The following is a 23,004-nucleotide window of genomic DNA, read 5'->3' on the forward strand; positions in this document are numbered from 1 at the left end:
AGTTAAGGGATTAACTAATTGGAGCTGAACAGTGTTATGGATTCACGGCAGGAAGACAATAAGCCCAAAAGAGAAGCGAATATAGACGGTTTGCAGCAGTTTGTTCTGGACCTTCCGCTGGCTAATGAGGCCTTTTTTGCCCTGGTGGAGACGACAGCAGGTCTTGTCGCGGTTTCGGAGAAGTACTGGCAGGCACAGGGTCTGAATGGCGCAAGAATCCGTGTGCTGGTGGAGATCGCGAAGCAAGGCGGCGCCATTCTCCCCTCGGGGCTGGCCAGTCGGATCGGGGTGACCAAGGCAAATATCAGCTTGCTGCTGACTCCGCTGGAGAAGGATGGATATATCAGCAGGACGGAGCATATCCGAGATGGGCGCAAATCGGTCATTTCACTTACAGAAGCCGGACGGGCGCTGCTGTCCCGTCATCTTCCCGGAAACCGCGAAACGGTTGCCGGGAAGATGAACCGGCTGGACACGGATGAGCTGCGTCAGCTGATGGCATTGCTGCATAAGCTGAACAAGCCGTAATATGGGACAAGATGTGAGATAGATAACCGGATAAGGAGAGAAGAGTGTATGAAACGCAAGGGGGTGGGGATCAATCCATTATTAGTCACTATTATGACAGGTGTGGAACTACAAGAAAGCGAAGTGCCAAGGTTAACCATGCTTCCAGGAATAACAGGACGAATGGTATATAAACGAATAACGAAGCTAAATTCCCCGCATCCCCCCAAAAAACAGCGGTTATGATGTACTGAATGTGGTCATACGGCAGTATATGATCTGGGGTTAATTGCCTTTGATATTGATAAATGGAAATCTGACAAAGACCGTGAGGGATTTGAAGGTAAAAACGACACTTCGTTTGATTTGCAAACATCGATAATGGATTATTTGCAATTTACCGGCTATTTCCGCTGCAGAAATTGCAATAGTGCCGGAGCGTGGGAGCTGGCATCTTCAAATTTATTATTTGAACTGATGGCGGGTATGTTGAGAAAAATGAATAGTTCATATGATGACAGCACTGACGGTGTCATGTACGGGGGGCTGACTCTTCATGACGGCAGCAGACCACGGTGGATGAGTGAGGGAGAGGAGCATTTTCTGGAGCAGTTGAAAGTGCAGCCTGAGGACGGCTACCTATGGAACAAGCTGGGAAATTTATATTTTTCAGGTGGCAGACCCGAGCTGGCCGCTGCGGTCTTTGAGCATTCGGTCAGCATCGATGCTTCCCAGATGGAATCTCACTATTCGCTTGGGAAAATATTGCTGGAAATTGGTGAGATGGAGCTGGCCGCCAAGTACTTGCGTCAAGCGGTGCTGTATGCCGGCACTTATACTAGACTCGGTGCCTTGGAGCTTCGGGAAATGCTGGCTGTTATATTATACTCTTTATTCGAGCTTTATGATGGTTTCCAGAGGCTAGCCCCTTCATTATTTCCTGCGGAAGAGGAGACTGCTATGATGGAGGGATTCGAAGAAACAGCAGCAGCTGCAATCCCGACCATGGACCTGAGAAATTTGAATGTGATCCAAGGAGATCTGAAGTCCTTCTATCCTGTTGCAGAGATGTATATGGGGAGCCGTGCCGGGGATCTTCCAGCGCATGAGCGTAAGCTTAAGGAGCAGGCACCGGCAATCGAGGGGACGGCTAACTCCGGTGGATGCCAACAGGTTTCCCCTCAAGGGTTGGGGATCTAAGCAGCGGCCGATTATAATCCGGGCCAAGACAGAAGCGAGGATGAAGCAGGTGCAGTTTGTATGTGATCATTTTGGCTGGAACTATATAATGGGTATGGAGTTTACGGAGGATCTGTCGGATTTGGAGAAGGCGATCAAGGAGAAACTGACTCCGGATAATATCTATGAACCTTGTCCTTGCGGAAGCGGGAATAAGTTCAAATTCTGCTGCGCAAGCACCATGAAGAATTTTGATCTGGATGTCTACTTGGCGGCGTTTACTGGAGGAGAGACACAATAACTTAAGAGCAGCGGTTACCTCCAAAAAAGAGGGAGCGTGTTGTAGTCAATGCAGTGATGCCATTTGGCTAGTTTGTTAAAAAACGGGATCAGGCTAAACTGGATAATTCAATATCCAGTTGTTCTGCTCATATAGTTAAGTACTTAACTATTAACAAAAGACTGATTAAGAATTTATAGGAGGATGTATTGATATGACTATTATGATCACCGGAGCTGCAGGACAATTAGGCAATCTAATTATTGAGAATTTGCTAGCCGAACTCTCGGACGGCACAATCATCGCGGGAGTCCGTAATTTGGATACGGCTACACACTTCAAAGACAAAGGAGTTGTAGTCCGCTGCGCCGATTACGATAGACCGGAAACGCTGCAGGATGCTTTTGCCGGAGTGAACAAGCTGCTGCTGATTTCCAGCTCACATTCCGATGATGCCGTCCGGCTGACTCAACACACAAATGTAATCGATGCAGCCAAGGCAGCCGGAGTTGCGCATATTTTGTATACCAGCTTTGCTTTTCCGCAAGCAGGCAATAAGGGAACAAGCAGCGTTCATGGACTTACCGAGCAGGCGATACTCGATTCGGGAATGGAGTATACGATTTTACGCAACGGCCTGTACATTGATTTCGTGGGCGTACTTGGCCTGAATGAGGCAATACGCAGTGGAGTGCTGGCGACGCAGCCTGGTGATTGGCAGTTCAATGCCGTAACACGCCGTGACCTGGCGCGGGCAACCGCAAAGGTGCTGGCCGGAAGCGGGCATGAGCATCGGATTTATGAGCTGGCTGCGGCCCAGACATGGACGTTTGCCGGCCTTGCAGAAGTGCTTACTGAGCTTGCCGGCAAGCCGGTAATCCATACCGCAGATGCGTCTGTGCAGCACTGGATCTATCATTTTCTGAACAGTATTGATACTAAGTCCACCTCAAACGATCTGGAGCAATTGATGGGACAGCCCGTAACATCGCTTAAGGAGAGCATCGCACCTTTTTTGAATCTGGAGAATGTGTGAATATTTCCCGGGTGGCGATATCGTCCATCGATCCCCAAGTTGTCTATTTCCCTCAATATTGCTACTATGATGTCAGCATAAAAGGGGATACCCGGGGAGTGAGCAGGAATGAAGAAAATATTAGTGGCCGACGACGATGTGAATATCCGCACGCTGCTGCGGCATGTGCTGACCAGGGAAGGGTATGCTGTGCTGGAGGCCGCCGACGGGCGTGAGGCCATGGGACTGATGAAAGGCAGTACCGTGGATTTGGCGGTTGTAGATGTGATGATGCCGTATATAGACGGGTTGGAGCTATGCCAGCATATCCGGGAGACGTATGATATTCCGGTCATTCTGCTTACCGCACGGCAGCAGCTCAGCGACAAGGAGCAGGGGTATTTACGCGGGACGGATGATTATGTCACCAAGCCTTTTGAACCAGACGAATTGCTCTTTCGCATCAAAGCCTTGTTCCGCCGTTATTCTGTAGCTGCGAGTGACAAGATCCGCCTGAATTCATTGGTGATTGACCGGAAAAATTATGAGATCAGCGATGGCAACGATGTGCTTCTGCTGCCCGTAAAGGAATTTGAACTGCTGGCCCAGCTTGCGGAGTATCCGGGACGGCTGTTCTCGCGCAGCGAGCTGATTGAGCTGGTATGGGGAGCGGATTATGAGGGGGATGAGCGGACGGTCGATGTGCACATCAAACGCCTGCGCGACCGGTTCAGCGAATACAAAAATGATTTTACCATCCGCACGGTCCGGGGCATCGGCTATAAAGTTGAAACGGTGAGTCCATGAAGTCGCTGTATGTAAGAATGAGCCTGCTGTTCTGTTCCGTGATTGTAATCAGCAGTGTGCTGGGGTTTCTCATCTCGAACGCTTACTATCAGGCCGCAATCAAACCGCAGAACGATGCCAAGCTCACCAAAATGGCCATTGGCCTGCAGTCCTTTATTGAAGATCACCCGGATACGGTTGAGGAATATCTGCTCAGTACGGCATCCCTGGGCTACAAGATGTATCTCTCCAATGACCAAGGCGATGAACGGTTCTATGGACTGCCCTTCCGCAAAAATGACCTGAAGGAAGGCGAGCTGCAAAAGGTGCTGGCAGGCAGCATCTACCATGGAGTAGCGGATTTTCCCAGCAGGATGTTCATTACCGGTTTTTTTGACAATCAGCTCAGCAATACGATTGGTGTCCCTATACATATTCATGGCCAACCCTACGCGCTGTTCATGCGTCCGGATGCTCAAGTGCAGTTTGGCGAGCTGCGGCTGTTTTTTGCGGTGCTGATTGCCGGTACAATTCTGTTCAGCCTGTGGTTTGTCCTGATCACCGTTTTTCATGTGGTGAGGCCGATCACCCGGTTAACAGAAGCCACCAAAAAAATCTCCAAGGGCAGATACGATATCAAGCTCTACACGGCCCGGCGTGATGAAATCGGCCAGCTTGCTTCCCACTTTATGAGCATGAGCCGGGAGCTGGAGCGGACGAACCGGGCGCGGCAGGAGTTTGTCGCCAACGTCTCGCATGAGATCGAATCGCCGCTGACCTCCATTCAAGGGTTCGCCCACGCGCTGAAGGACGGCACACTTCCGGAGCAGCAGCGGATGGAGTACCTGTCTATCATCGATCAGGAGAGCCGCAGGCTGTCGGTGCTGAGCAAGCAGCTGCTGACCTTGTCTTCGCTCGATTATGACGAGAATGCGCTGGACCGCAAAAGCATTGAACTCCGGGCGCAGCTTCGCCAGGTGCTGCAGATTATGGAGTGGCGGCTGACAGAGAAGGAGCTGGCGGTGCGGCTGCAGGTGGCGGATATTACCCTTCAGGGGGATGCCAATTTGCTCTATCAGGTATGGATGAATCTTTTGTCCAATGCGATAAAATATACCCAAACCGGCGGGACAATTGCGATCTCGGCGAAAGCCGAGAATCAGCACTGCATGGTTACCGTTACGGATAATGGCGAAGGCATTCCGGCGGATCAGCTGCCGATGATCTTTGACCGGTTCTACAAAGTGGACCGGGCGCGCACCCGCGACAGCAACAGCAGCGGCCTGGGATTATCCATTGTGCGCAAAATTATCGAGGTTCACGGCGGCACCGTTGAGGCAACGAGCACAGTGGGGGAAGGAACAACCTTTACGGTGACGCTGCCGCTTCTGTAATTTATTATTCATACTCCGTTCATTTTCACCTTCTAAACTGTGGATATACAGATTAGAAGGAGTGGTTATATGTTTTTGGCATTAAGGGAGATGAGGCACTCCAAAGCACGGTACAGCCTCATTATAGTCATAATGCTCCTGGTTTCGTTCCTGGTCCTGTTCGTGACCGGATTGGCCAGAGGCCTGGCGTATGCCAATATCTCTGCAGTGGAAAATATGCCCGCAAATTATTACGCTGTACAAAAAGATGCAGATCATGCATTCAGACGTTCCCAGTTGAATGAAACCGAGCTTTCTGCCGCCCGTTCGATTGCAGGGGAGCAGAATGCTGCCCCCTTGGCGGTGCAGATGAGCACGATAACCGCAGATAAGGCGGATGTAAAGGCGGATGTCACCTTTTTTGCTGTAGATATGAACGGAATGCTGGCACCCAAAGTGACTCAAGGAACGGAAATCACCAACGAGACTCAGGGCAGTGTTGTGGCAGATTCCAAGCTCAAAGAGTCAGGGGTGACCATCGGCAGTACGATCAAGGATCAGGCTTCCGGGTTGACCTTCAAGGTTGCGGGGTTTGTGGACGACAATTCATACAGCCATACCCCTGTTGTCTATATCAACACATTGGATTGGAAAGCTATGAGACAAGGCTTCGGCCAGAGCGGCCAGGATGCAGAGGCTGTTCCTTATAATGTGATTGCGTTGAAGATTGACTCAGCCCAAGCCTCCGAAATCACGGAAAAGCTGGGGAATGTGGAGGTCATTACGCAAAAGCAGGCGATTGCCAGCATCCCCGGCTACTCCGCCGAGCAGAATTCACTGCTGATGATGATTGTGTTCCTGTTCGTCATTGCTGCATTTGTGCTTGCCGTATTCTTCTATGTCATCACGATCCAGAAGACCAGCCAGTTCGGCATCCTGAAGGCGATGGGCACCAAGATGTCGTACTTGGCCTGGAGCGTAGTCGGTCAGGTGTTGATCCTCTCGGTAGCCAGTCTTGCGGTCAGTCTGCTGCTGACCTTTGGGATGAATCTGGGGCTGCCGGATTCGATGCCCTTCCAGCTGGAAGGCCAAACCATCCTGCTGACTTGTGTGCTGTTCGTCGGAATGTCACTGCTGGGCTCGCTGATTTCTGTTGCCAGAGTGGCGAGAGTTGACGCTTTGGAAGCGATAGGGAGGGCTGGAGCATGAGTACTGCAAAGTTAGTGATGAAGCAAGTAACACAAACCTACGGCGACGGCGACGGAGCCATGACTGTGCTGAATCAGCTTGACCTTACGGTGAACGAAGGGGAGTTTGTCGCTGTACTGGGGCCATCCGGCTCCGGCAAAAGCACCTTCCTCTCCGCAGCCGGTGCGCTGCTGACCCCGACCAGCGGGGAAATCTTCATTGATGGAGAGCCGCTGAGCCATAAGAACAAGAGCGAACTGACCGAGCTGCGGCTGCGCAAGATCGGTTTTATGTTCCAGAGTGCACAGCTGCTGCCTTATCTGAAAGTGGAGGAACAGCTGCTGTACGTGGCTAAGCTGGCGAAGCTTAGTACCAAGGAAGCGAAGGAGCGGTCCTCCTATCTGCTGAAGCGGCTGGAGGTTTGGGAGCGGCGGAACCATTATCCTGAAAAGCTCTCCGGCGGGCAGAAGCAGCGCGTGGCGATTGCGAGAGCGTGGATGAACAAGCCGGCGATCCTCTTCGCCGACGAGCCGACGGCCAGCCTGGATTTCAACCGCGGCTGCGAGGTGGTGCGGATGATCGCGGACGAGGTGACAAGCGAAGGCAAAGCTGCGGTCATGGTGACCCACGACGAGCGGATGCTGGAGTGGTGCGACCGGGTGTACCATCTGCAGGATGGTGTGCTGGTTGAGCAGTAAAAGGTAAATTAGCTGAGTCTCAGACCGCTCGCGGGGAGACTTTTATATTAACAGATTCTGCCTTGATAGAGGGGGATCTGTTTTTTTGTTGTTTAGGAAATTATACAGTGTAAAAAAATGTGGATATCTTGGAAGCTACACAGGATATAATCGATGCAGAAGGATGAGGCTCCATCCGCGGACTGATGCGGACAGAGGAGCCCTTATTTTGCCAAAAATCTTACTTTTTCAGCAGTTAGGGACTTAGGAGCCGTTATATCGTTCGGTGGAGCCTGGAATACAGGGGAAAGGGACAAATAAAGGCATCACAGTCCGTCCCTGTGTAATAGTCGAATCTACTATCAATAACGGCTCTCCTGTCCGTAACGGCTGCGGATAGATCGTAAAGGAATAGGGCGATCCGTCTTCAGTATGCCCCCGTTGATTTGGGAGTGGTGGGGACCTCTGAGGCCGTAAGCCGAAGGCCAGCTTGCCCGGAAACAACGGCAGAAATACTAATCTTGTATCACCTAAATAGAAAAAAATTACATCAAATAATGGTAGGATTCATACACGTCCCGAAACCTTCGCAGACCTCTCCAGATCACTTTCGTGCCCGGGTCTCCGTCGCTCTTGCGTCCCAAAAATCCGCCGAGCTTCGCCAAAGCGAACACGACCTCTTTCAGCGTGGCTGGCTGCTGGGGCGCGGTCTTGGTTCGATAGGCAATCCGGTACAGCACCTGCCATTCGTCTTCGCGGATCACTTCGATCGCCGGGGCCTCCGGCTGCTCCCTGGACCGATACGTCAGATGCTGAATTTGTAGCGCAATGATTGAGTAGAACAAGATCAGTTTTTGGAGCCGATCGGCCTGATGTTCCTGCAGCTTTTCGACTTCGCATCCGTTCTTCAAAATGTAGTGGAACCGCTCCATTTTCCAGCGCTGCACGTACCACGCTACTTTTTCCGCCGCCTCGTCCGCATTGGTAGTCGAAACATTAGTGACCAGAAACCACTCGATGGGCGCCTGGCCCTCCAGCGGCGTCACTTCCACCACGTGGATGAGCGTACAGGATAGTGGCGAGTAATCGGCTCCTTTTTGTTGCAAATGAATGGGCACCTGGACTGTGCCGCTCGTAAACCGAAGGGCCAGTGTGGTCTCCCGTGCCGGTGTACCCCGGCGGGTATCCCGGGGGAGAGACACGCGGATTTCGCCCGCGGCGGGCTGGGCACGCACCTTGTCCCATAGGCGCTCGCCCCCATCCTCCGTGATCCGGTTTTGCATGGAACGAACGACATACGACTGCCCGTCTTGCTGCAGTTGGACCAAAAACTCAAAAAAATCGGCTTCCCGGTCGCCGATGTGAATCAGCTTCAGGGACGCTGGCACCGCAGCGGCGCTGACCTGTGCAGCTTCGGTCCAGCGGTAGTTTTCTTTTTCCTCATACGGACGGCTGACCTTGCGCTTCCCCTTCGCCTGAGGTTCCCGAGCCCAGATTTTCTGATACAGCAGTCCCAGCGGCAACCCGGTGGTGGTGAACACCACAGCGGAATGGGTCAGCAAGCCTTTGGTGTTAGACGTCGTGTATTGGCCCAGACCGGTGGTTTTGTCGCGTTGCCCGTAGCTGACTCCGGTGGTGTCCTGGACGCACAAAAACACCTGTTCTCCGGTCTCTTTCATCTGTCGAATCGTCTCTAGCCGATAGCAGTCCAACACATTTTCTTCCGTAATCGCTGCATTTTTGAGCAGACGGCCAATGGCTTGCCGCTCTGCATTGTCCGCACTGGCCGCAGAAATGGAGGAGCCAAGCCGAGTGGACAGCGTGGTCATGGTTTGAATCAACCGCTGTAAGAGAAGGGTATTGAACAGAAACATCCGTTTGAAAAATGAGAAATCCGGCGTCGCCAGAGAAGAAGCGTTCGACGTAGACATGAGAGAACCACCCTTTACACACAAGATTCTATTATTTTACTTCATGTCCCCATTTTCGGATACTCGCAAAAGAACATCCATTAACTGGAATTTGGGTGATGCAAGAATAGCAGAAATACCGTTGTTGAAGCGGCGAAGGCCGAGTTCAGAGGGGTGGCCGGTCTAAATATCCTAATTCCAACTAGCAAGTTACTTACCGGTTTCTTCGCAGTTGCTAGTTGGAAAAAGGGACCTTATTTTTCCGGAAATTAAGAAATCCTGAGATTTAAGTGGAAAAAGTAAACTTAATTGGGGTACATTTCTTGTCCGATGGCGAAATGGGCTGAATTAGTGTCCCTTTTTCCACTTCATCTGCCCGAGGATAGGGTACTCCGGCAAATTAGTTAACCTTTTTCCACTTAAACAGTTGCCGTAGGATTCATGGGGATTCGTTCTCCAGGTAACGTTAGAACCAAGACGGCTGCGCTATCCCGTGGAGGATGGCACAGCTGTTTTTGTTTAAATATAAGAATTTATATGATTCACGCTATAAATTATCCTTCTATTTCTCGCTGAAACGAGTACCGTCCTAATAAGGACGGCGTAGCCGTTTCTACTTATCTAGATTACATATATGCCATTCCCGGCATCCATAAATAATAAATGGATGCTTATTTTTGATTTTCATATTTGCCAATAAAACTTGGCGTAGTATAATGATTTTACCAAGTTTTATTGGCATGATTTTGTCAAGTTGTGAGGAGGGTTTTTTATGAAAAAAGAAGAAATATTACAAAAAAGCAGAGAAGAGAAAAAGGACGAAGGCAAGGAATTTATTTTCAATAAAGGCAGAAAAAGCGGAGTTATCGGCATGGTAATCATGTTTGGCATTTTAGCTGTTTTCAACTTGTATAATGATCGCCATGTAACAACTTATGCATTAATAGCCATGTTTTTCGGATATCTGGGCAGTGAAAGTTTTGGGATTTATACATTAACTAATAAAAAAATGGATTTATTCAAAACCGTTATAGGATGTATTTTAAGTATTTCCTTTTTAGTGTTGTATTTTAACGGGGTGAGAAATTAGTATGAGTGAACCTTTAGTTTTAAAAAATAATCTCCGGAAAGCAAGAAGCGAACGCAATTTATCGCAGGCACAATTGGCAGAAATGGTTGGCGTTTCAAGAAATACGATAAGTTCTATAGAAACGGGGCAGTTTAACCCTACAGCAAAATTGGCTTTGATTATATGCATTGCACTGGACAAAAAATTCGAAGAAATGTTTTATTTTTAGGAAATTAATTGAAATACTTGCTTCTGCATAGAAGCCTCTGATATATGGAAGGCACTCCAACTTCCTTGCTCAGCAGCAGATTTCGTTGCTCCCGGGGATGCACGTAAACGCATCACCAAGGTAAGCTTAGGAAGAATCAAGGAAGGGGGAAGGGAATGTGGCTGGGATTCCGCCCGAAACCGGGCAGGTCTGGTCACCGGCCTCGCTGGGCGGTGGCGGTTATATTACGGGATTAATTCAGCATCCCGCACAAAGCGGAGTACTGTATGCCCGCTGTGATGTGGCGGGCGCCTTCGCCAGCCTCGATGGCGGCTTCACCTGGGAAGCGCGGAACGGCGGGCTGGGCAAGGCTTATCACCACCAGGTGCAGAGCTTTGCCATTAGTCCGCACCGCCCCGAGGTGCTGTTCCGCTGCTCCGGGGAGGTGCGGGGCCGTACATTCTGCGGCTCAGTACACAAGTCAGCCGACGGCGGGCACACCTGGAGAGAGGTGTGTACGGGGATGGGCTTTTACGGCAACGGGCCGACCCGGATGTACGGTGAAGTCATCGCAGTAGACCCCCACCACCCGGAGATCGTAGCTGCCGGGGGGTACACCGGCGGCTTATGGATCAGCCGGGATGAAGGGGAGAGCTGGATGCGGACTCCGCTGCCGGAGGATCGGTACGGTTGTGTCGCTTTTCATCCGGGCATACCGGGAATGTTATATGCCGGAACCATAAGCGACGAGGATCTGAATATGGACTACGCCGAGACAGGCGAAGGAGGGGTGCTGGGGCTGCTCCAGGATTTGCCCCGGGGGAACGCAGGCAGGCTGTACGCCAGCAGCGATCTGGGGGACACCTGGATGCTCCTGCATGAAGGCCCAAGCTTTGCCGAGCTGGCCTTTGACAGCCGCGATCCGCAGCGGCTGATGGCGGCCTGCATCTGGAACGGCATCTGCAGCAGCCCGGATGGCGGGCGGAACTGGCAGACTAATATGGCCGGACTGCCGGAAGCCGGGCAAAGATACGGCTCGGTTGTGCAGGACAGCCATCAGCCGCAGCGGTGGTATACAGCCCCTGATGTCCGTCCGCATATGAAGGCGGTTCCCCCGGTTCCGCTGTATGTATCCGGATTAGCCGGCAACAGGAGCGGGGAATGGCAGCTCATCCGGCAGCATAACGATGAGGATCTGAGCGGGTTCCCGGACTATATGGATCACTTCGGCGGCGGATCACGGGCGGCGGCGGCCGGATGGGCGATATCCACAATCATCGCCGACCGGTTCGTCGAAGACCGGCTCTATCTGACCAACTGGTACGGCGTTGCCGTCAGTTCAGACGGCGGGAGAACCTGGTGTGCAGGTCAGTTTAGCGGACTGGAAACAACATGCATGGAGGCGGTTGCCGCCGCTCCGCAGCAGCCGGGCAAATTCTGTGTGACGATGGCTGATCATCCGCCAAAGGTAACGGAGGATGGCGGCCGAAGCTTTTGGAATCTTCCGGGTATCCCCGGTTATTCAGGGAGTACTGCTGTGGCAATTTCACGGTCAGACCCGCACCGCTATCTCTACGGATTAGCGGGTCACGGAAGGACCGCCTGCATTGCTGTCTGCCGTAACGCCGGAGGGAAGGCATCAGCCGTACTGCCGCTCGGGACCGGATTGTTTGTGCAAGCTTTGCGGGAGGACGGAGTGAAGAACGGGAGCTTTTATGCTTATGTGGATGGTCCGGTAGCTTCAGGAGCCGGTATCTACCGGTCCAGTGATGACGGAATGACCTGGGAGCAAACCGCTTTTCGTCCTCCGTCTTACATGGATACCCTTCCGCATCACAAGACCTGGATCGAAGCTGAATTGCTCCCCGTTGTGGTGTACCAGGTCAAAAATGCCTGCGGGTCCAATCAATTGCTGGCTGCAAGCCCGTTTCACCAAGGCCGGATACTGATTGGCGAATGGACCGAAGGGATTTGGGAATCACGCGATGGCGGTGACACGTGGAAGTCCATCGGTGAAGGACTGCCGTTTCAGCGCAGCGGCCCTGCATCCGTACTGAACGCTATAGCCTATTCAACAAATCACCCTGATCGGGTGTATGCAGGATTCATCTCAGAAGGCCTGTGGCACAGCAGCAATGGCGGACGGACCTGGAGCAAGCTGTATCCGCTCATAGAAGGTGAGGTTTTTAATGTCTCGGCATTGGCCGTAGGCACGGATGATGAAGGGGAAGATCTTTTGCTGCTGGCCAGTGAACCGATGGTGGTGAACGGTACGGACTCACAGGTTGTATACAGCCGGGATGGCGGCTGCAGCTGGCAGGCTTGGGAGCAGTCCGGGATTGGCGCAGTGCGCTGGAAGGGAATAGCCTTCGATTGTGAGGGGAGACAGGTGCTTGGCGTGTCCTGCGGGAACGGAGCCTTTCATAAGCGCCTGGCGGACAAAATATAAAATGGCACAAATTGCGGACATCGTTGCTGCAGCATAGTTTTCGTTGCTGCTGTACCTTGTTGGATTTTGTGGTAAACGCTTACATTGAAGGTGCCGGACGACATTATTGTCGTAATTCCACCGGCGTATGTGAGTGGAGGCCTGATTGAAATGGTACCGCGAATGGTGAAAAAATGGTTCCATGGTTGCCTGGCCGCAGTTATGTTATTTGCTGTATTTACAGTTCACCCGGCTCCGGTGCAGGCGGCTGGCGAAAATCTGCTGGGCAATCCGGGTTTCGAGGCCGGAGATGCAGCATGGGAAAAGTGGGGGAGTCCGGTGGTAACAAACGCCGAGAAGCATGGAGGTGAAAAAAGTCTTCAGGTGAAACGGAACACCGGGGGAGCTTCGGCTTCCGTGGAAGTGAAGGAAGGGAAAACGTACCGGATCGGTCTATGGGTCAAATTTGCCGCTGCAGGGGTCACAAATGCAACGATTGACATGGACGCTTTCGGTGCGCAGCAGACGAAGGAGCAGCTCCATTTTTCGGGCTCTACAGATTGGGAATACCGTCAGCTGTTGTACACGCCGGGTCCGGGTGTACAGTATATCCGTTTGTCATTCTGGAACGGTACCAGCAAGGATTATTACATCGATGATGCCGTTATCCGGGAAAACGTGGATATCGAACGGCCTACGGCTCCTGGGGTCTGGCAGGCCCAGCATGATCCCGAAGCACTGAAGCTGACCTGGACCGGCTCCACAGATGATATGGGCGTGGAATCCTACCAGCTTGCTTACAAAAGAACAGATGCTGCGGACTGGAGCACAGTGGCTGTACCTCATCAGGAATCAGTCACGGAGTACACGTATACGCTGGAAAACCTCGATCCTTTTTCGGTGTATGCGATAATGCTGCGGGCCAAGGATGCCGCAGGCAATACCTCTGATGCCGTAATGGGCCTCGAAGCTACCCCCGGACCCAATCTGGTGATCAACGGCGGCCTGGAGACTGGAAATACGGCACCGTGGCAAAAAACAGGGACGGTCAAAACCACGACCTATGATCCGCATTCTGGACAATATGCGTTGCAGTTGTTCCATAACGCTACAGCCAGAACGTCAAAAGTACCGTCTATACGCAGCACTTCCTATCTAGTATCGTATTGGAGCAGATTTAATGCCCCCACACCTGGAACCTTTTCCGTTACCCTTGATGTATATCAAGGTCTAACTGCTGTCCACTATCCGTTTTATACTAACGCTACGGCCGCATGGTCCCGTTCGGAGCAGATCATTCAGACAGGAAATGGAATATCCCTCCTGCAGCTGCGGGCCGGCAATTATAGCGGCGGAGATATGTTCCTTGACCAGGTGTTTGCAAGTATAATGCCCGAAATTCCCGCTGATCTGAACCCCGGCGCGCCTGCAGGCTTCATGGCAGGGACCGTAGACGGGGTATCCGCTGAGCTGCAATGGGCTGCCTCCAGAGGCCCCTTTGGCGTGAGGGAATATAAGCTGCTGTACAAAAAAGCAGCCGACACCGAATGGACCAGCCTGACGGTACCGTATGTCCCCGGCCAATCCCAGTATGTCTACAAGCTGGAAGGTTTGTCGCCTGAAAGCCTGTATGACATTGAGGTGAAGGCGGTCAGTGAAGGGACAGCCATCTCAGCTGCGAGTGCGCTTCAGGTGACCACCGGCAAGATGGCGCCGGTCAACCCGGGCGCTACCGTTGAAGCGGCGGCACTGCTTGACCGGCTTTATGCAGCTACAGGAAACACTATTTACACAGGCCAGCATAATTATTACGAAGAGCCCGCGAAATGGTACGATAAGGCAGCTGAGCTGACCGGATATTATCCGGCATTATGGGGCTCGGATTTCGCCTATTATACTGGCGAAGATATGGGCGGGCTGCGCCAATCTATGATTGATGAAGCAATTCTTCAAGGCAAGGCGGGAACCATGGTAACTCTGACGTATCATCAGACCCGGCCCATGGACCCGGCAACCTCCGGCTGGGAGAGCGTTACAGGCGATGTAACGGAAGCCCAGATGACAGACATCGTCACGCCGGGCACAGAGCTGTACAATCAGTGGGCTGCCCAGGTGGATGAGGTTGCAGGATATCTGGAGCAGCTGCAGGACGAAGGCATCCCGGTATTATGGCGTCCCTATCATGAGATGAATGCTGAATTTTTCTGGTGGGGGGCAAGACCGGAGCTGTTCAAGCAGCTGTGGCACAATATGTATGACCGCTTAACCCATCTGCACGGACTGAATAATCTTATCTGGGTATGGAATCCGAATGCGGAGAGCTCCTGGGCGTATGATTCAGCCCCGTATTTCCCCGGCCATGATGTTGTGGATGTGCTGGCTATGGATATTTATAACAATGATTACCGTGACACCTATTACAACAAGCTGGTGCAGCTCAGCGGAGGACGGCCGATTGCCATCGGCGAAAACGGCGAGCTGCCGGATATGCAGATGCTGCGGGAGAAGCAGCCGAAGTATGTGTATTTCATGACCTGGGCCGATTATTTGACTGATAAAAATTCAATCAGCGCCATTCAGGCGCTCTACAGCGACCCGCGCGCGCTGAACAACGGGGAAACCGGCAATGGCCCGTATGTTCCGCCTCCGGTGGACAGCTATCTGATCGACGATTTCGAGTCGTATGGCGGCTCGACTGGAAGCCTCCGCTCCAAATGGCAGCGCAATGTTTCCGGCAATGCTGCGACGGTAACGCTGGATACGTATGGGCTGAATAGCGGAACTTACGGGCTGAAGCTGGATTATACCATTGGCAATCCCGGTTATGCCGGAGTCTACCGGAGCATGGGCAAGGAATGGCCGGGCATGCAGGCCATCACCTTCTGGCTGCAGCCGGACGGCTCAAACCGCCAGCTGGCGGTCCAGTTCCATGAGACGAATGGCGAAGTCTGGGAAGCCGGAATTAAGCTTCAGGGGACGGCTGCGCGGCAGGTGACCATTCCTTTTACTGACTTCGCAAGGCCCGGATGGTCTACCGGCGGCAACGGTGTTATTGATTTGGGCTCCATTAAAGAATTCGCCTTTTATGTGGCCCAGGGAAGTGGTGTCCAGGGCAGCGGAACGCTTTACATTGACGATGTGCAGGCTGTGAAGCTCCCGGCGGAAGAGTAGCTCTGCAGCCCTTGCGGACAGCTTCTGAAGGATGGATACGCAGTGCTCAACTCTTCATTGCTGGAGCACACTTTTCGTTGGCCACGGTGCTGGAGGCTCCTTCCTGAACTGAATAAGATTATAGTGTAGAGCAAGCAGATACAGGAAGGATGACAAACGTGGACATCGAACGAAAGGTCATTACCAGGCCAAAAGGAAAGCCGGTGACATGGTGGTCCAGGTGGATCAGGCAATGGGATATTCAGCTGATGGTTGTACCTGCCATGCTGTTTATCTTCGTGTTCAGCTATCTGCCGATGTACGGGGTGCTGATGGCGTTCCAGGATTATCAGCTGTTCGGCGGCTTTTTTCACAGTCCCTGGGTCGGGTTCAAGCATTTTGAGGCGTTCTTCAACTCCCCTGACTTCTGGAATGTTATGCGCAACACAATTGTAATCAGCCTGCTGAAGCTGTGCATCGGGTTTCCGGCACCCATCCTGCTGGCGCTGATGCTGAATGAGGTCCGGCTGATGCTGTTCAAGCGGATCATCCAGACAGTCAGTTACCTGCCGCATTTTCTGTCCTGGGTCATCGTCGGCGGGTTCGTGGGCTCCATGCTTTCGACTGATAATGGAAGCGTTAACATGCTGCTGATGAACCTGCATCTGACCTCAGAGCCAATCAGCTTCCTGTCGGTGCCGGAATACTTCTGGGGGATCCTTGTCGGAACGGGCATTTGGAAGGAGATGGGGTTCGCAGCCATTGTCTATCTGGCGGCCATTGCCGGAATTGATCCGCATCTTTATGAAGCCGCTTCCATTGACGGGGCAGGGCGGTTCAAGCAAATTCAGCTGATCACGCTGCCCTGCATCCGGCCGGTCATTATCATCTTCCTGATCCTGGCGGTAGGTAATATTCTGAATGCCGGGTTTGAGGATATCCTGATTCTGGCCACCAACCCGATCCTGCGTGATGTATCCGATGTCATCGACACTTATGTCTACCGGATGGGGATTCTGAACAACCGCTTCTCCTATGCGGCGGCGGCGGGACTGTTCAAGGCGGTTGTAAGTATCGGGCTGCTGGCACTGGCTAATAAGGCAGCAAGAAAAATGGGCTCAAGCCTATGGTAAACACTAATGCTGAAAATAAATTTGGCACAAGAAAGCGGGGAGCGGGTGATGATGAAGCTGTCGGCGGGAGATAAAGTTCTGCAAGTTATGATATATACAGTGCTGCTGCTGCTGGGCTTCATCACCCTGTACCCCTTTTGGAATTCGCTGGTGATTTCCTTCAATGTGGGTTCGGATACAGCGCTCGGCGGCATCACGTTCTGGCCGCGCAGCCCGACACTGGATAACTACGAGGTGGTGTTCCGGGACAGCCGCATCGGTCATGCATTTCTGATCTCTATCCTGCGCACCATCGTAGGTACAACACTATCGGTCCTGTTTACGGCTATTTTGGCCTATGGCCTTTCCAGGCATGAATTGATGGGACGCAAAGTATATATGGTATTCTGCATCATTACCATGTATTTCAGCGGCGGACTGATTCCCACCTTCCTGCTGCTGCGCGAGTTTGGCATGATGGATACCTTTTGGGTCCTGGTCATTCCCGGAATGATCAGTGTATACAACATGATTATTTTCCGGACGTTCTTTTTGGGGCTGCCGGCGGGACTTGTGGAGTCGGCGCGGATCGACGGCTGCAATCATCTCGGAGTGCTGACCCGCATTATTTTGCCCATCTCCGGTCCTGTCGTGGCTACCCTGTCGTTGTTTACAGCCGTATACCACTGGAATGACTGGTTCTCGGCCAGCATCTATATCAATGATACCCGCCTGATTCCAATCCAGACCCTGCTCAAGCAGATTTTGAATTCCAATATCGTGACGGATCAGCTCCAGAAGGCCATTGGCAGCAGTGCGGCAGCTCAGGACCGGCTCGCGCTCGTGCAGTCGGTAACCAGCAAATCGCTGATCATGGCAACCACTATGGTGGCCACACTGCCGATCATTATGGTCTACCCGTTCCTGCAGAAGTATTTTGTAAAAGGTGTACTGATCGGGTCGCTTAAGGAGTAGAGAAATCATGCAAGCGCTGGCGGGGGCGCAAATCAGGCCATACCAAGTGAACATTAGAGAGGGGTTACTCATTTGAAGTCTACGAAGAGTTTTCCGCTGCTGAGTGTTGTATTGTGTTCGGTGCTTTTGATCGCCGGTTGCGGCGGGGGGAACAATGGTGCCGCTCCGTCCGCTGAACCTACTAAGGAACCTGCGGCAACGGAGACTGCAGCGGCAAGTGCAAGTCCTGAAGCAGCATCCACAGCTGCTGGAAGCACGGTAAAGCCGGTTTCCTTCACGTACTACAGCAATTATGACTGGGATACTACAGAGGAATGGGGCAGAGACTCCACGACCAAGTGGATCGCCGACACCCTGAAGGTGAAGATGACACCGGTTCAGTCCAGCGGCGCGGCTGAGACTAAGTTCAGCACGATGATCGCTTCGGGAAGCCTGCCGGATGTCATTATGATGGACCGGGGAGCCAATGTGGAGCGGCTGCGCCAGCCCGGACTGCTGGTGCCCCTGGATGATTATCTCGACCGCTACCCCAATCTCAAAAAAAATGCCGGTGAAGCCACGCTGAACATGCTGCGTTCGGAAGACGGCAAGCTGTACCAGTTCCCTAACTGGTATACTTCAAGCCCGAACGGCAACGGCGGCTGGATTATTAACCGGAAAATATACAAGGAACTCGGTTCGCCGAAGCTGGAAACCTACGATGACCTGTATGCCTACCTGAAGCTGGTGAAGGAGAAATATCCTGATGTGGTGCCGCTTGAAGTAGGGGCTAAAGGTAGGGGGCTTGAAACGATGTACGGCGGTTTTGCTGAAAATAAACCCTACCTGCCCAAAGCCAATCCGGTAGGCAATACGCTGCAGTCTATTTTTGAGGATCAGGTGTTCATCGAGAACATGCAGTATGCCAGCAAGCTGTTCCGTGAAAAGCTCATTACCCAGGATATGTTCACCCAGACCGGGGACCAGATCTCCGAGAAGCTCAAAACAGGCCGCGTGGCTGTCTACGTGGACGGCGATGTGGTGAACCCGGGACGCGGTGCTGACACTGCCTTGCGTACAACTGATCCCGATGCCGGTTACGATATCATTTGGCCGATTCACAAAGCCGGTCTGGACGCAACCAAAATTACACCGAACAACTACAATTCGCTGGGCTGGAACGTGCTGGTCATCACGAAAAATGCCAAAGACCCGGAAGCTATCTTCTCTTACCTCGACTGGGTGACAAGCGAAGAGGGACAGCGTATCCTGAACTTTGGCCGGCAAGGCCTTTACTGGGATGAGTACGATGCGGACGGCGTGCCTATTCTGAATGAAGCAGGCCTGAATACCCCGCAGGGCGACAAGGACAAGGAAAGAATCGGCCGCTTCAACTGGGTCGGCAATACTACCTTTATTGATCAGACCAAAGCCAAGATGGATGCGCAGCTTCCGGCCGATAAGCAGAACTGGACTACGCTGGCCCAGCAGAAGGTGACCTGGAAGACCTCAAAGAACTTTACCGAATTCGTGAATCTTGATCCGCTGCCGGACTCGGAGGAAGGCACCATTGCCACGGCAGTGAACGATATTTATCAGGAGGCTTTTGCGAAAACACTGTACGCCAAGAGTGATGACGAGGTCCTGAGTCTCTTGAACAAAGCGAATGAGGACGCGAAAAAAGCAGGCTATGAGAAGCTGCTGAAATACCAGACAGAGAAATGGCAGGATAATCTTAGCAAGATGAAATAATGCTAGAGCCGTCATGATCCGTGGGGTATACTGAAGCCAAGTGTACCCCTTTTACTATTTTATGTAATTCTTTAATCTGAATGAACGGGGGCGGAATGAGATCGGATGCGGGGGAGGGATGGGATGTACAAGGTTCTGCTGGTTGACGATGAGCTGTTGGATCTGGAGGGGTTGCAGCGTTTTATGAACTGGGAAGGTCTTGGCATGGAGGTGTGCGCCGCCGCAAGCAGCGGTTTTGAAGCCCTGGAGGTGCTGGAATCGCAGGCCGTGGATATCATTGTCACCGACATCAGGATGCCGATCATGTCAGGGATGGAGCTTGCGCGCAGAGCGCTTGAGCTGAACCCGAAGCTGAAGATTATTTTCGTCAGCGGGTATGAGGATTTCCAGTATGCCAAACAGGCCATTTCCATGAGCGCGTCGGGTTATGTTCTGAAGCCCGTGGACGATGCTGATATGCGCAGGTCGCTGGAAGAAGTCCGTGAGACATTGGACCGGGAACAGGAGCACTTGCATCTGGAACGTTATTTCTCCGAGTCAGAGCCGCTTTTGCGCAGAGAGCTGTTCATGCAGCTGCTGGATGGAAACCCGGATGAAGCCAAGATGCTGCCGCTGCTTCAGCGGGTCGGGATTTATTGGAGCGATACCAGACTGTACACGGCCCTGCTGGAGCCGGATGATATGTCCTGGAAGCTGAATGGCTACAGTGACGGAGCCAAAGCCGAAATCGAGAACATGCTGGAAGCGGCAATCGAGCGGTATTGTGCGGAGGAGCAGATTCAAGCCTGCAGAACAGAACGGTTCCATTACGCGCTGATTCTGGAGGAGCATGTGGACCGCGGAAGACTGCACAGGCTGATACAGCAGGCAGTGGCGGGCACACCGCTTACGGTTACCATTGGTGTAGGCCCGGCCGTGAGCCATTTGCGGGAGCTGCGGAATTCCTTCCGGCAGGCCAGAAATGCGCTCGGACTGAAACTGTTCCTCGGTAAAGGCAAGCTGATTCTCCATTCCGATGCCAGAGGGCCGATATCCGCCTCCGTCAAGGATCTGGACAGTATTCTGCAGTCCTTGTTTGCGGCGATGTCCTCTTACCGGCTGGTCGATGTGGACGACTGCAATGAGGAGCTGTTCGTCTGGGTGGGCAATATGGAGACCAAGCTGGAGATCTACCAGCTGTTCCTGCACATCGTCTCCAAGCTGGATGCTTATCTGCATACGATCAATGAGGATTTTTATGAGCTGCTGGGGTTGGAACGGAAGCATCTCAATATTCTTTATGACCTGGAAACCATAGATGATATGAAATCCTGGCTCCGCCGCCGGATGTTCGAGCTGTCCGAACGGCTCCAGCGGAAGCGCCAAGGAAAAAAACGCAAGCTTGTAGAGGAAATTCAGGCATACATTGAAGAGCATCTGGAGCATAATGTCATGCTGCGGGATGCTGCCAACCACTTTTCCTTTTCCCCTAATCACCTGGGCCAGATCTTCTATGAGGAGACCGGAGTGTACTTCTCCGACTATGTGGGACTAAGGCGGCTGGAGCGGGTGAAGGTGCTGCTTAGCGATCCGAAGCTAAAGGTATATGAAGCCGCGAACCGGGTCGGCTATAAGAATCTCTCCCATTTCAGCAAGCAGTTCAAGGAATTTTACGGGGTGAGCCCCGGCGACTACAGGAGACATCTGTGATATGCGGCGCAATGTGAACATTCCTTTTGGATACAAGCTGATTCTGCCTTATGTGCTGTGCCTACTGATGGCCGTGCTGACGGTTGGCCTGTTCGCCTATGCGCATTCCGTGAACTCCCTCCGGGAAAAAACACGGGAGAACCTGCAAGGGACACTCAGGCAAATGCGCGACAATATCCGTTACCGTACGGATGATATTGAACGGATCACTAACAGCCTCTACTACAATTACAGTCTTCAAAATGCACTGCGCCGCTACGATCAGGGCTGGTACAGCTATGAGACCATGACCAAAACCCTCATGCCGGCGCTTGAAAATCTGCTTAATTATACAGCCAGCAATATTGGCTTGTCGCTGTATCTCCAGAACGAAACGCTGCCCGAAATATTCTATAAGGACGAAGAACAGAACCCGCTGCTCTCCACCAAGCGTTACGAGATCTACCATCTGATGCGGATACAGGATACGGACTGGTACCGACTGCTGCAATTTTCGGGAACCCTGCCGGGACTGAGCCGCTGGCAGCAGATTCTGCGCGATAAGGAGGACGGTAATATATCATTGCTGCAGCGTCTGGATGATGTACAGCGGGGGAAGGAGATCGGTCTGGTCCGGGTGAGCGTGCAAATCCGTGATCTGCTTGATTCCGTAGATTACCGCAAGATCGGCGAGTACAGCACGCTCGTCGTGCTGGACGCAAGCGGCAGGACGGTCCTGCAATCTTCGCCGGAAGGCGCAGAAGAGGGGAATCCGCGGACTGCACCCGATAGGCTTGTGCTCAGTGAACCGCTGTACGGGCTGGGGTGGCAGCTGCAAGCCTATATTCCGGACAGCCTGTTCGACCAGAGCGCGGGCGAGGTGCGCCGGATGACTTTGCTGGTTTGCCTGATCAGTGCATTGGTATTGGCTGTTTTGGGCATCTGGGTGTCCGGTTATTTCTCACGGCGGATTCAGAAGATCGTGGGGTCGCTGAATGCTTTTCACGACGGGGATTTCCACAAAAGAATCCGTTTCAAAGGCAATGACGAGCTGGCGCAAATTGCCATCGCCTTCAACCGGATGGGCAGCAATATGGAAGAGCTGATTCATAAAAATTATGTGGCCGATCTTCAGAAAAAAGAAGCGGAGCTGGAATCCCTGCAGGCCCAGATCAACCCCCATTTTCTCTACAATACCCTTTCCTCCATTAACCGTCTGGCCCAATTCGGGGATATCGATAAACTGCATATTATGGTGCAGGAGCTGGCGAAATTCTACCGGCTATCCCTGAACCGTGGTGAAATTCTGACTACAGTAGGCAAGGAAATCGAACATGCCAAAGCGTATGTGGCGATCCAGTGCATTAAATACGGTGAACGGCTTAGCGTATATTATGACATTGATCCTGAGGTGCTGGAGTATGCAACGGTCAAGCTGATTCTGCAACCGCTGATCGAAAATGCGCTGGAGCATGCCTGGTTCGGGACCACTCTGGGCATCCGGCTTGTCGTGGAGAAGCGGGAGGCGGAGATCGTGTTCAAGGTAATCGACAACGGCGTCGGCATGAATGCGGATACCATCCGCCAGATATTGGCGCCGGAAGGTCCGCGGATCGGTTATGGCATCCGAAACGTCGATTCCCGGATCAAGCTGCATCACGGCAGCGGCTACGGAGTAACGATTGCCAGCCGTTCCGGCATCGGAACCTGCATTCAGATTACTATTCCCTGCCGGATGTAGCGTTGGC

The 23,004-nt window shown here is 52.5% G+C and carries 19 protein-coding genes; 18 read left to right on the forward strand and 1 reads right to left on the reverse strand.

The window, feature by feature from the left end; genetic code table 11:
* Window positions 1–36: 36 nt before the first annotated feature.
* The 9 genes from PRIO_RS16280 to PRIO_RS16315 all read left to right on the forward strand — a co-directional run bounded on the left by PRIO_RS16280 (window position 37) and on the right by PRIO_RS16315 (window position 7,026).
* The gene (locus PRIO_RS16280; RefSeq protein WP_046507009.1) at window positions 37–528 is read left to right on the forward strand and encodes a MarR family winged helix-turn-helix transcriptional regulator; all 492 of its coding nucleotides are present in this window, start codon (window positions 37–39) and stop codon (window positions 526–528) included.
* A 48-nt stretch (window positions 529–576) separates the two neighbouring features.
* Window positions 577–753 carry a hypothetical protein gene (locus PRIO_RS36095; RefSeq protein WP_167345629.1) on the forward strand — a complete coding sequence of 59 codons (177 nt, stop codon included), beginning with the start codon at window positions 577–579 and terminating at the stop codon, window positions 751–753.
* Window positions 754–1,005: 252 nt separating this feature from the next.
* Window positions 1,006–1,707: a tetratricopeptide repeat protein gene (locus PRIO_RS16285; RefSeq protein WP_167345630.1), complete on the forward strand. Its 702-nt coding sequence runs from the start codon at window positions 1,006–1,008 to the stop codon at window positions 1,705–1,707.
* The gene (locus tag PRIO_RS36405) at window positions 1,667–1,987 is read left to right on the forward strand and encodes an SEC-C metal-binding domain-containing protein (protein ID WP_046503487.1); all 321 of its coding nucleotides are present in this window, start codon (window positions 1,667–1,669) and stop codon (window positions 1,985–1,987) included. The genes PRIO_RS16285 and PRIO_RS36405 overlap by 41 nt, the downstream gene beginning before the upstream one ends.
* Before the next feature lie 193 nt (window positions 1,988–2,180).
* Window positions 2,181–3,002, forward strand: a complete 822-nt coding sequence (locus PRIO_RS16295) for an SDR family oxidoreductase (RefSeq protein WP_020433880.1) — start codon at window positions 2,181–2,183, stop codon at window positions 3,000–3,002.
* A 108-nt stretch (window positions 3,003–3,110) separates the two neighbouring features.
* On the forward strand, window positions 3,111–3,788 hold the full coding sequence (locus tag PRIO_RS16300; protein ID WP_020433881.1) for a response regulator transcription factor: 678 nt from the start codon (window positions 3,111–3,113) through the stop codon (window positions 3,786–3,788).
* Window positions 3,785–5,161, forward strand: a complete 1,377-nt coding sequence (locus PRIO_RS16305; protein ID WP_020433882.1) for a sensor histidine kinase — start codon at window positions 3,785–3,787, stop codon at window positions 5,159–5,161. Before PRIO_RS16300 ends, PRIO_RS16305 begins: the two co-directional genes overlap by 4 nt.
* Before the next feature lie 69 nt (window positions 5,162–5,230).
* Window positions 5,231–6,349, forward strand: coding sequence for an ABC transporter permease (locus PRIO_RS16310; RefSeq protein WP_020433883.1), 1,119 nt, complete (start codon window positions 5,231–5,233; stop codon window positions 6,347–6,349).
* Entirely contained in the window at window positions 6,346–7,026 is a 681-nt protein-coding gene (locus tag PRIO_RS16315) for an ABC transporter ATP-binding protein (protein ID WP_020433884.1), read from the forward strand. The genes PRIO_RS16310 and PRIO_RS16315 overlap by 4 nt, the downstream gene beginning before the upstream one ends.
* Before the next feature lie 524 nt (window positions 7,027–7,550).
* Here the strand turns inward: PRIO_RS16315 and PRIO_RS16320 are convergent.
* Window positions 7,551–8,936, reverse strand: a complete 1,386-nt coding sequence (locus tag PRIO_RS16320; protein ID WP_046503492.1) for an IS4 family transposase — start codon at window positions 8,934–8,936, stop codon at window positions 7,551–7,553.
* 751 nt (window positions 8,937–9,687) lie between these two features.
* On the opposite strand from PRIO_RS16320, the gene PRIO_RS16325 reads away from it, so the two are divergent.
* The 9 genes from PRIO_RS16325 to PRIO_RS16365 all read left to right on the forward strand — a co-directional run bounded on the left by PRIO_RS16325 (window position 9,688) and on the right by PRIO_RS16365 (window position 22,997).
* Window positions 9,688–10,005, forward strand: a complete 318-nt coding sequence (locus tag PRIO_RS16325) for a DUF6442 family protein (protein ID WP_046503495.1) — start codon at window positions 9,688–9,690, stop codon at window positions 10,003–10,005.
* A gap of 1 nt (window position 10,006) precedes the next feature.
* Complete coding sequence (locus PRIO_RS16330; RefSeq protein WP_039790867.1) at window positions 10,007–10,213, forward strand: helix-turn-helix transcriptional regulator; 207 nt, start codon at window positions 10,007–10,009, stop codon at window positions 10,211–10,213.
* Between the two features lie 157 nt (window positions 10,214–10,370).
* Complete coding sequence (locus PRIO_RS16335) at window positions 10,371–12,641, forward strand: WD40/YVTN/BNR-like repeat-containing protein (RefSeq protein ID WP_046503498.1); 2,271 nt, start codon at window positions 10,371–10,373, stop codon at window positions 12,639–12,641.
* Between the two features lie 150 nt (window positions 12,642–12,791).
* Window positions 12,792–15,791 (forward strand): glycosyl hydrolase, encoded by a 3,000-nt coding sequence (locus PRIO_RS33915; protein WP_052741468.1) that lies wholly within the window; start codon window positions 12,792–12,794, stop codon window positions 15,789–15,791.
* A 248-nt stretch (window positions 15,792–16,039) separates the two neighbouring features.
* Complete coding sequence (locus tag PRIO_RS16345) at window positions 16,040–16,903, forward strand: ABC transporter permease (RefSeq protein WP_099091734.1); 864 nt, start codon at window positions 16,040–16,042, stop codon at window positions 16,901–16,903.
* A gap of 48 nt (window positions 16,904–16,951) precedes the next feature.
* Window positions 16,952–17,857: a carbohydrate ABC transporter permease gene (locus PRIO_RS16350; protein WP_046507018.1), complete on the forward strand. Its 906-nt coding sequence runs from the start codon at window positions 16,952–16,954 to the stop codon at window positions 17,855–17,857.
* A 72-nt stretch (window positions 17,858–17,929) separates the two neighbouring features.
* Window positions 17,930–19,588: an extracellular solute-binding protein gene (locus tag PRIO_RS16355; RefSeq protein ID WP_046503502.1), complete on the forward strand. Its 1,659-nt coding sequence runs from the start codon at window positions 17,930–17,932 to the stop codon at window positions 19,586–19,588.
* A 123-nt stretch (window positions 19,589–19,711) separates the two neighbouring features.
* Window positions 19,712–21,277, forward strand: a complete 1,566-nt coding sequence (locus PRIO_RS16360) for a response regulator (RefSeq protein ID WP_046503504.1) — start codon at window positions 19,712–19,714, stop codon at window positions 21,275–21,277.
* Window position 21,278: 1 nt separating this feature from the next.
* On the forward strand, window positions 21,279–22,997 hold the full coding sequence (locus tag PRIO_RS16365; RefSeq protein WP_046503507.1) for a sensor histidine kinase: 1,719 nt from the start codon (window positions 21,279–21,281) through the stop codon (window positions 22,995–22,997).
* Window positions 22,998–23,004: the final 7 nt, after the last annotated feature.

This window comes from Paenibacillus riograndensis SBR5 (assembly GCF_000981585.1).
Lineage (GTDB): Bacteria > Bacillota > Bacilli > Paenibacillales > Paenibacillaceae > Paenibacillus_AQ > Paenibacillus_AQ riograndensis.

Excerpts from the sequence above, each read along its gene's own strand:
- PRIO_RS16345 (WP_099091734.1), top strand. The coding sequence starts at position 16,040 with ATGGTTGTACCTGCCATGCTGTTTATCTTCGTGTTCAGCTATCTGCCG.
- PRIO_RS36095 (WP_167345629.1), top strand. The coding sequence starts at position 577 with ATGAAACGCAAGGGGGTGGGGATCAATCCATTATTAGTCACTATTATG.
- PRIO_RS16330 (WP_039790867.1), top strand. The coding sequence starts at position 10,007 with ATGAGTGAACCTTTAGTTTTAAAAAATAATCTCCGGAAAGCAAGAAGC.
- PRIO_RS16285 (WP_167345630.1), top strand. The coding sequence starts at position 1,006 with ATGAATAGTTCATATGATGACAGCACTGACGGTGTCATGTACGGGGGG.
- PRIO_RS16360 (WP_046503504.1), top strand. The coding sequence starts at position 19,712 with ATGTACAAGGTTCTGCTGGTTGACGATGAGCTGTTGGATCTGGAGGGG.
- PRIO_RS16315 (WP_020433884.1), top strand. The coding sequence starts at position 6,346 with ATGAGTACTGCAAAGTTAGTGATGAAGCAAGTAACACAAACCTACGGC.
- PRIO_RS16300 (WP_020433881.1), top strand. The coding sequence starts at position 3,111 with ATGAAGAAAATATTAGTGGCCGACGACGATGTGAATATCCGCACGCTG.
- PRIO_RS16365 (WP_046503507.1), top strand. The coding sequence starts at position 21,279 with ATGCGGCGCAATGTGAACATTCCTTTTGGATACAAGCTGATTCTGCCT.
- PRIO_RS33915 (WP_052741468.1), top strand. The coding sequence starts at position 12,792 with ATGGTACCGCGAATGGTGAAAAAATGGTTCCATGGTTGCCTGGCCGCA.
- PRIO_RS16280 (WP_046507009.1), top strand. The coding sequence starts at position 37 with ATGGATTCACGGCAGGAAGACAATAAGCCCAAAAGAGAAGCGAATATA.
- PRIO_RS16295 (WP_020433880.1), top strand. The coding sequence starts at position 2,181 with ATGACTATTATGATCACCGGAGCTGCAGGACAATTAGGCAATCTAATT.
- PRIO_RS16305 (WP_020433882.1), top strand. The coding sequence starts at position 3,785 with ATGAAGTCGCTGTATGTAAGAATGAGCCTGCTGTTCTGTTCCGTGATT.
- PRIO_RS16325 (WP_046503495.1), top strand. The coding sequence starts at position 9,688 with ATGAAAAAAGAAGAAATATTACAAAAAAGCAGAGAAGAGAAAAAGGAC.
- PRIO_RS16350 (WP_046507018.1), top strand. The coding sequence starts at position 16,952 with ATGATGAAGCTGTCGGCGGGAGATAAAGTTCTGCAAGTTATGATATAT.
- PRIO_RS16320 (WP_046503492.1), bottom strand. The coding sequence starts at position 8,936 with ATGTCTACGTCGAACGCTTCTTCTCTGGCGACGCCGGATTTCTCATTT.
- PRIO_RS16310 (WP_020433883.1), top strand. The coding sequence starts at position 5,231 with ATGTTTTTGGCATTAAGGGAGATGAGGCACTCCAAAGCACGGTACAGC.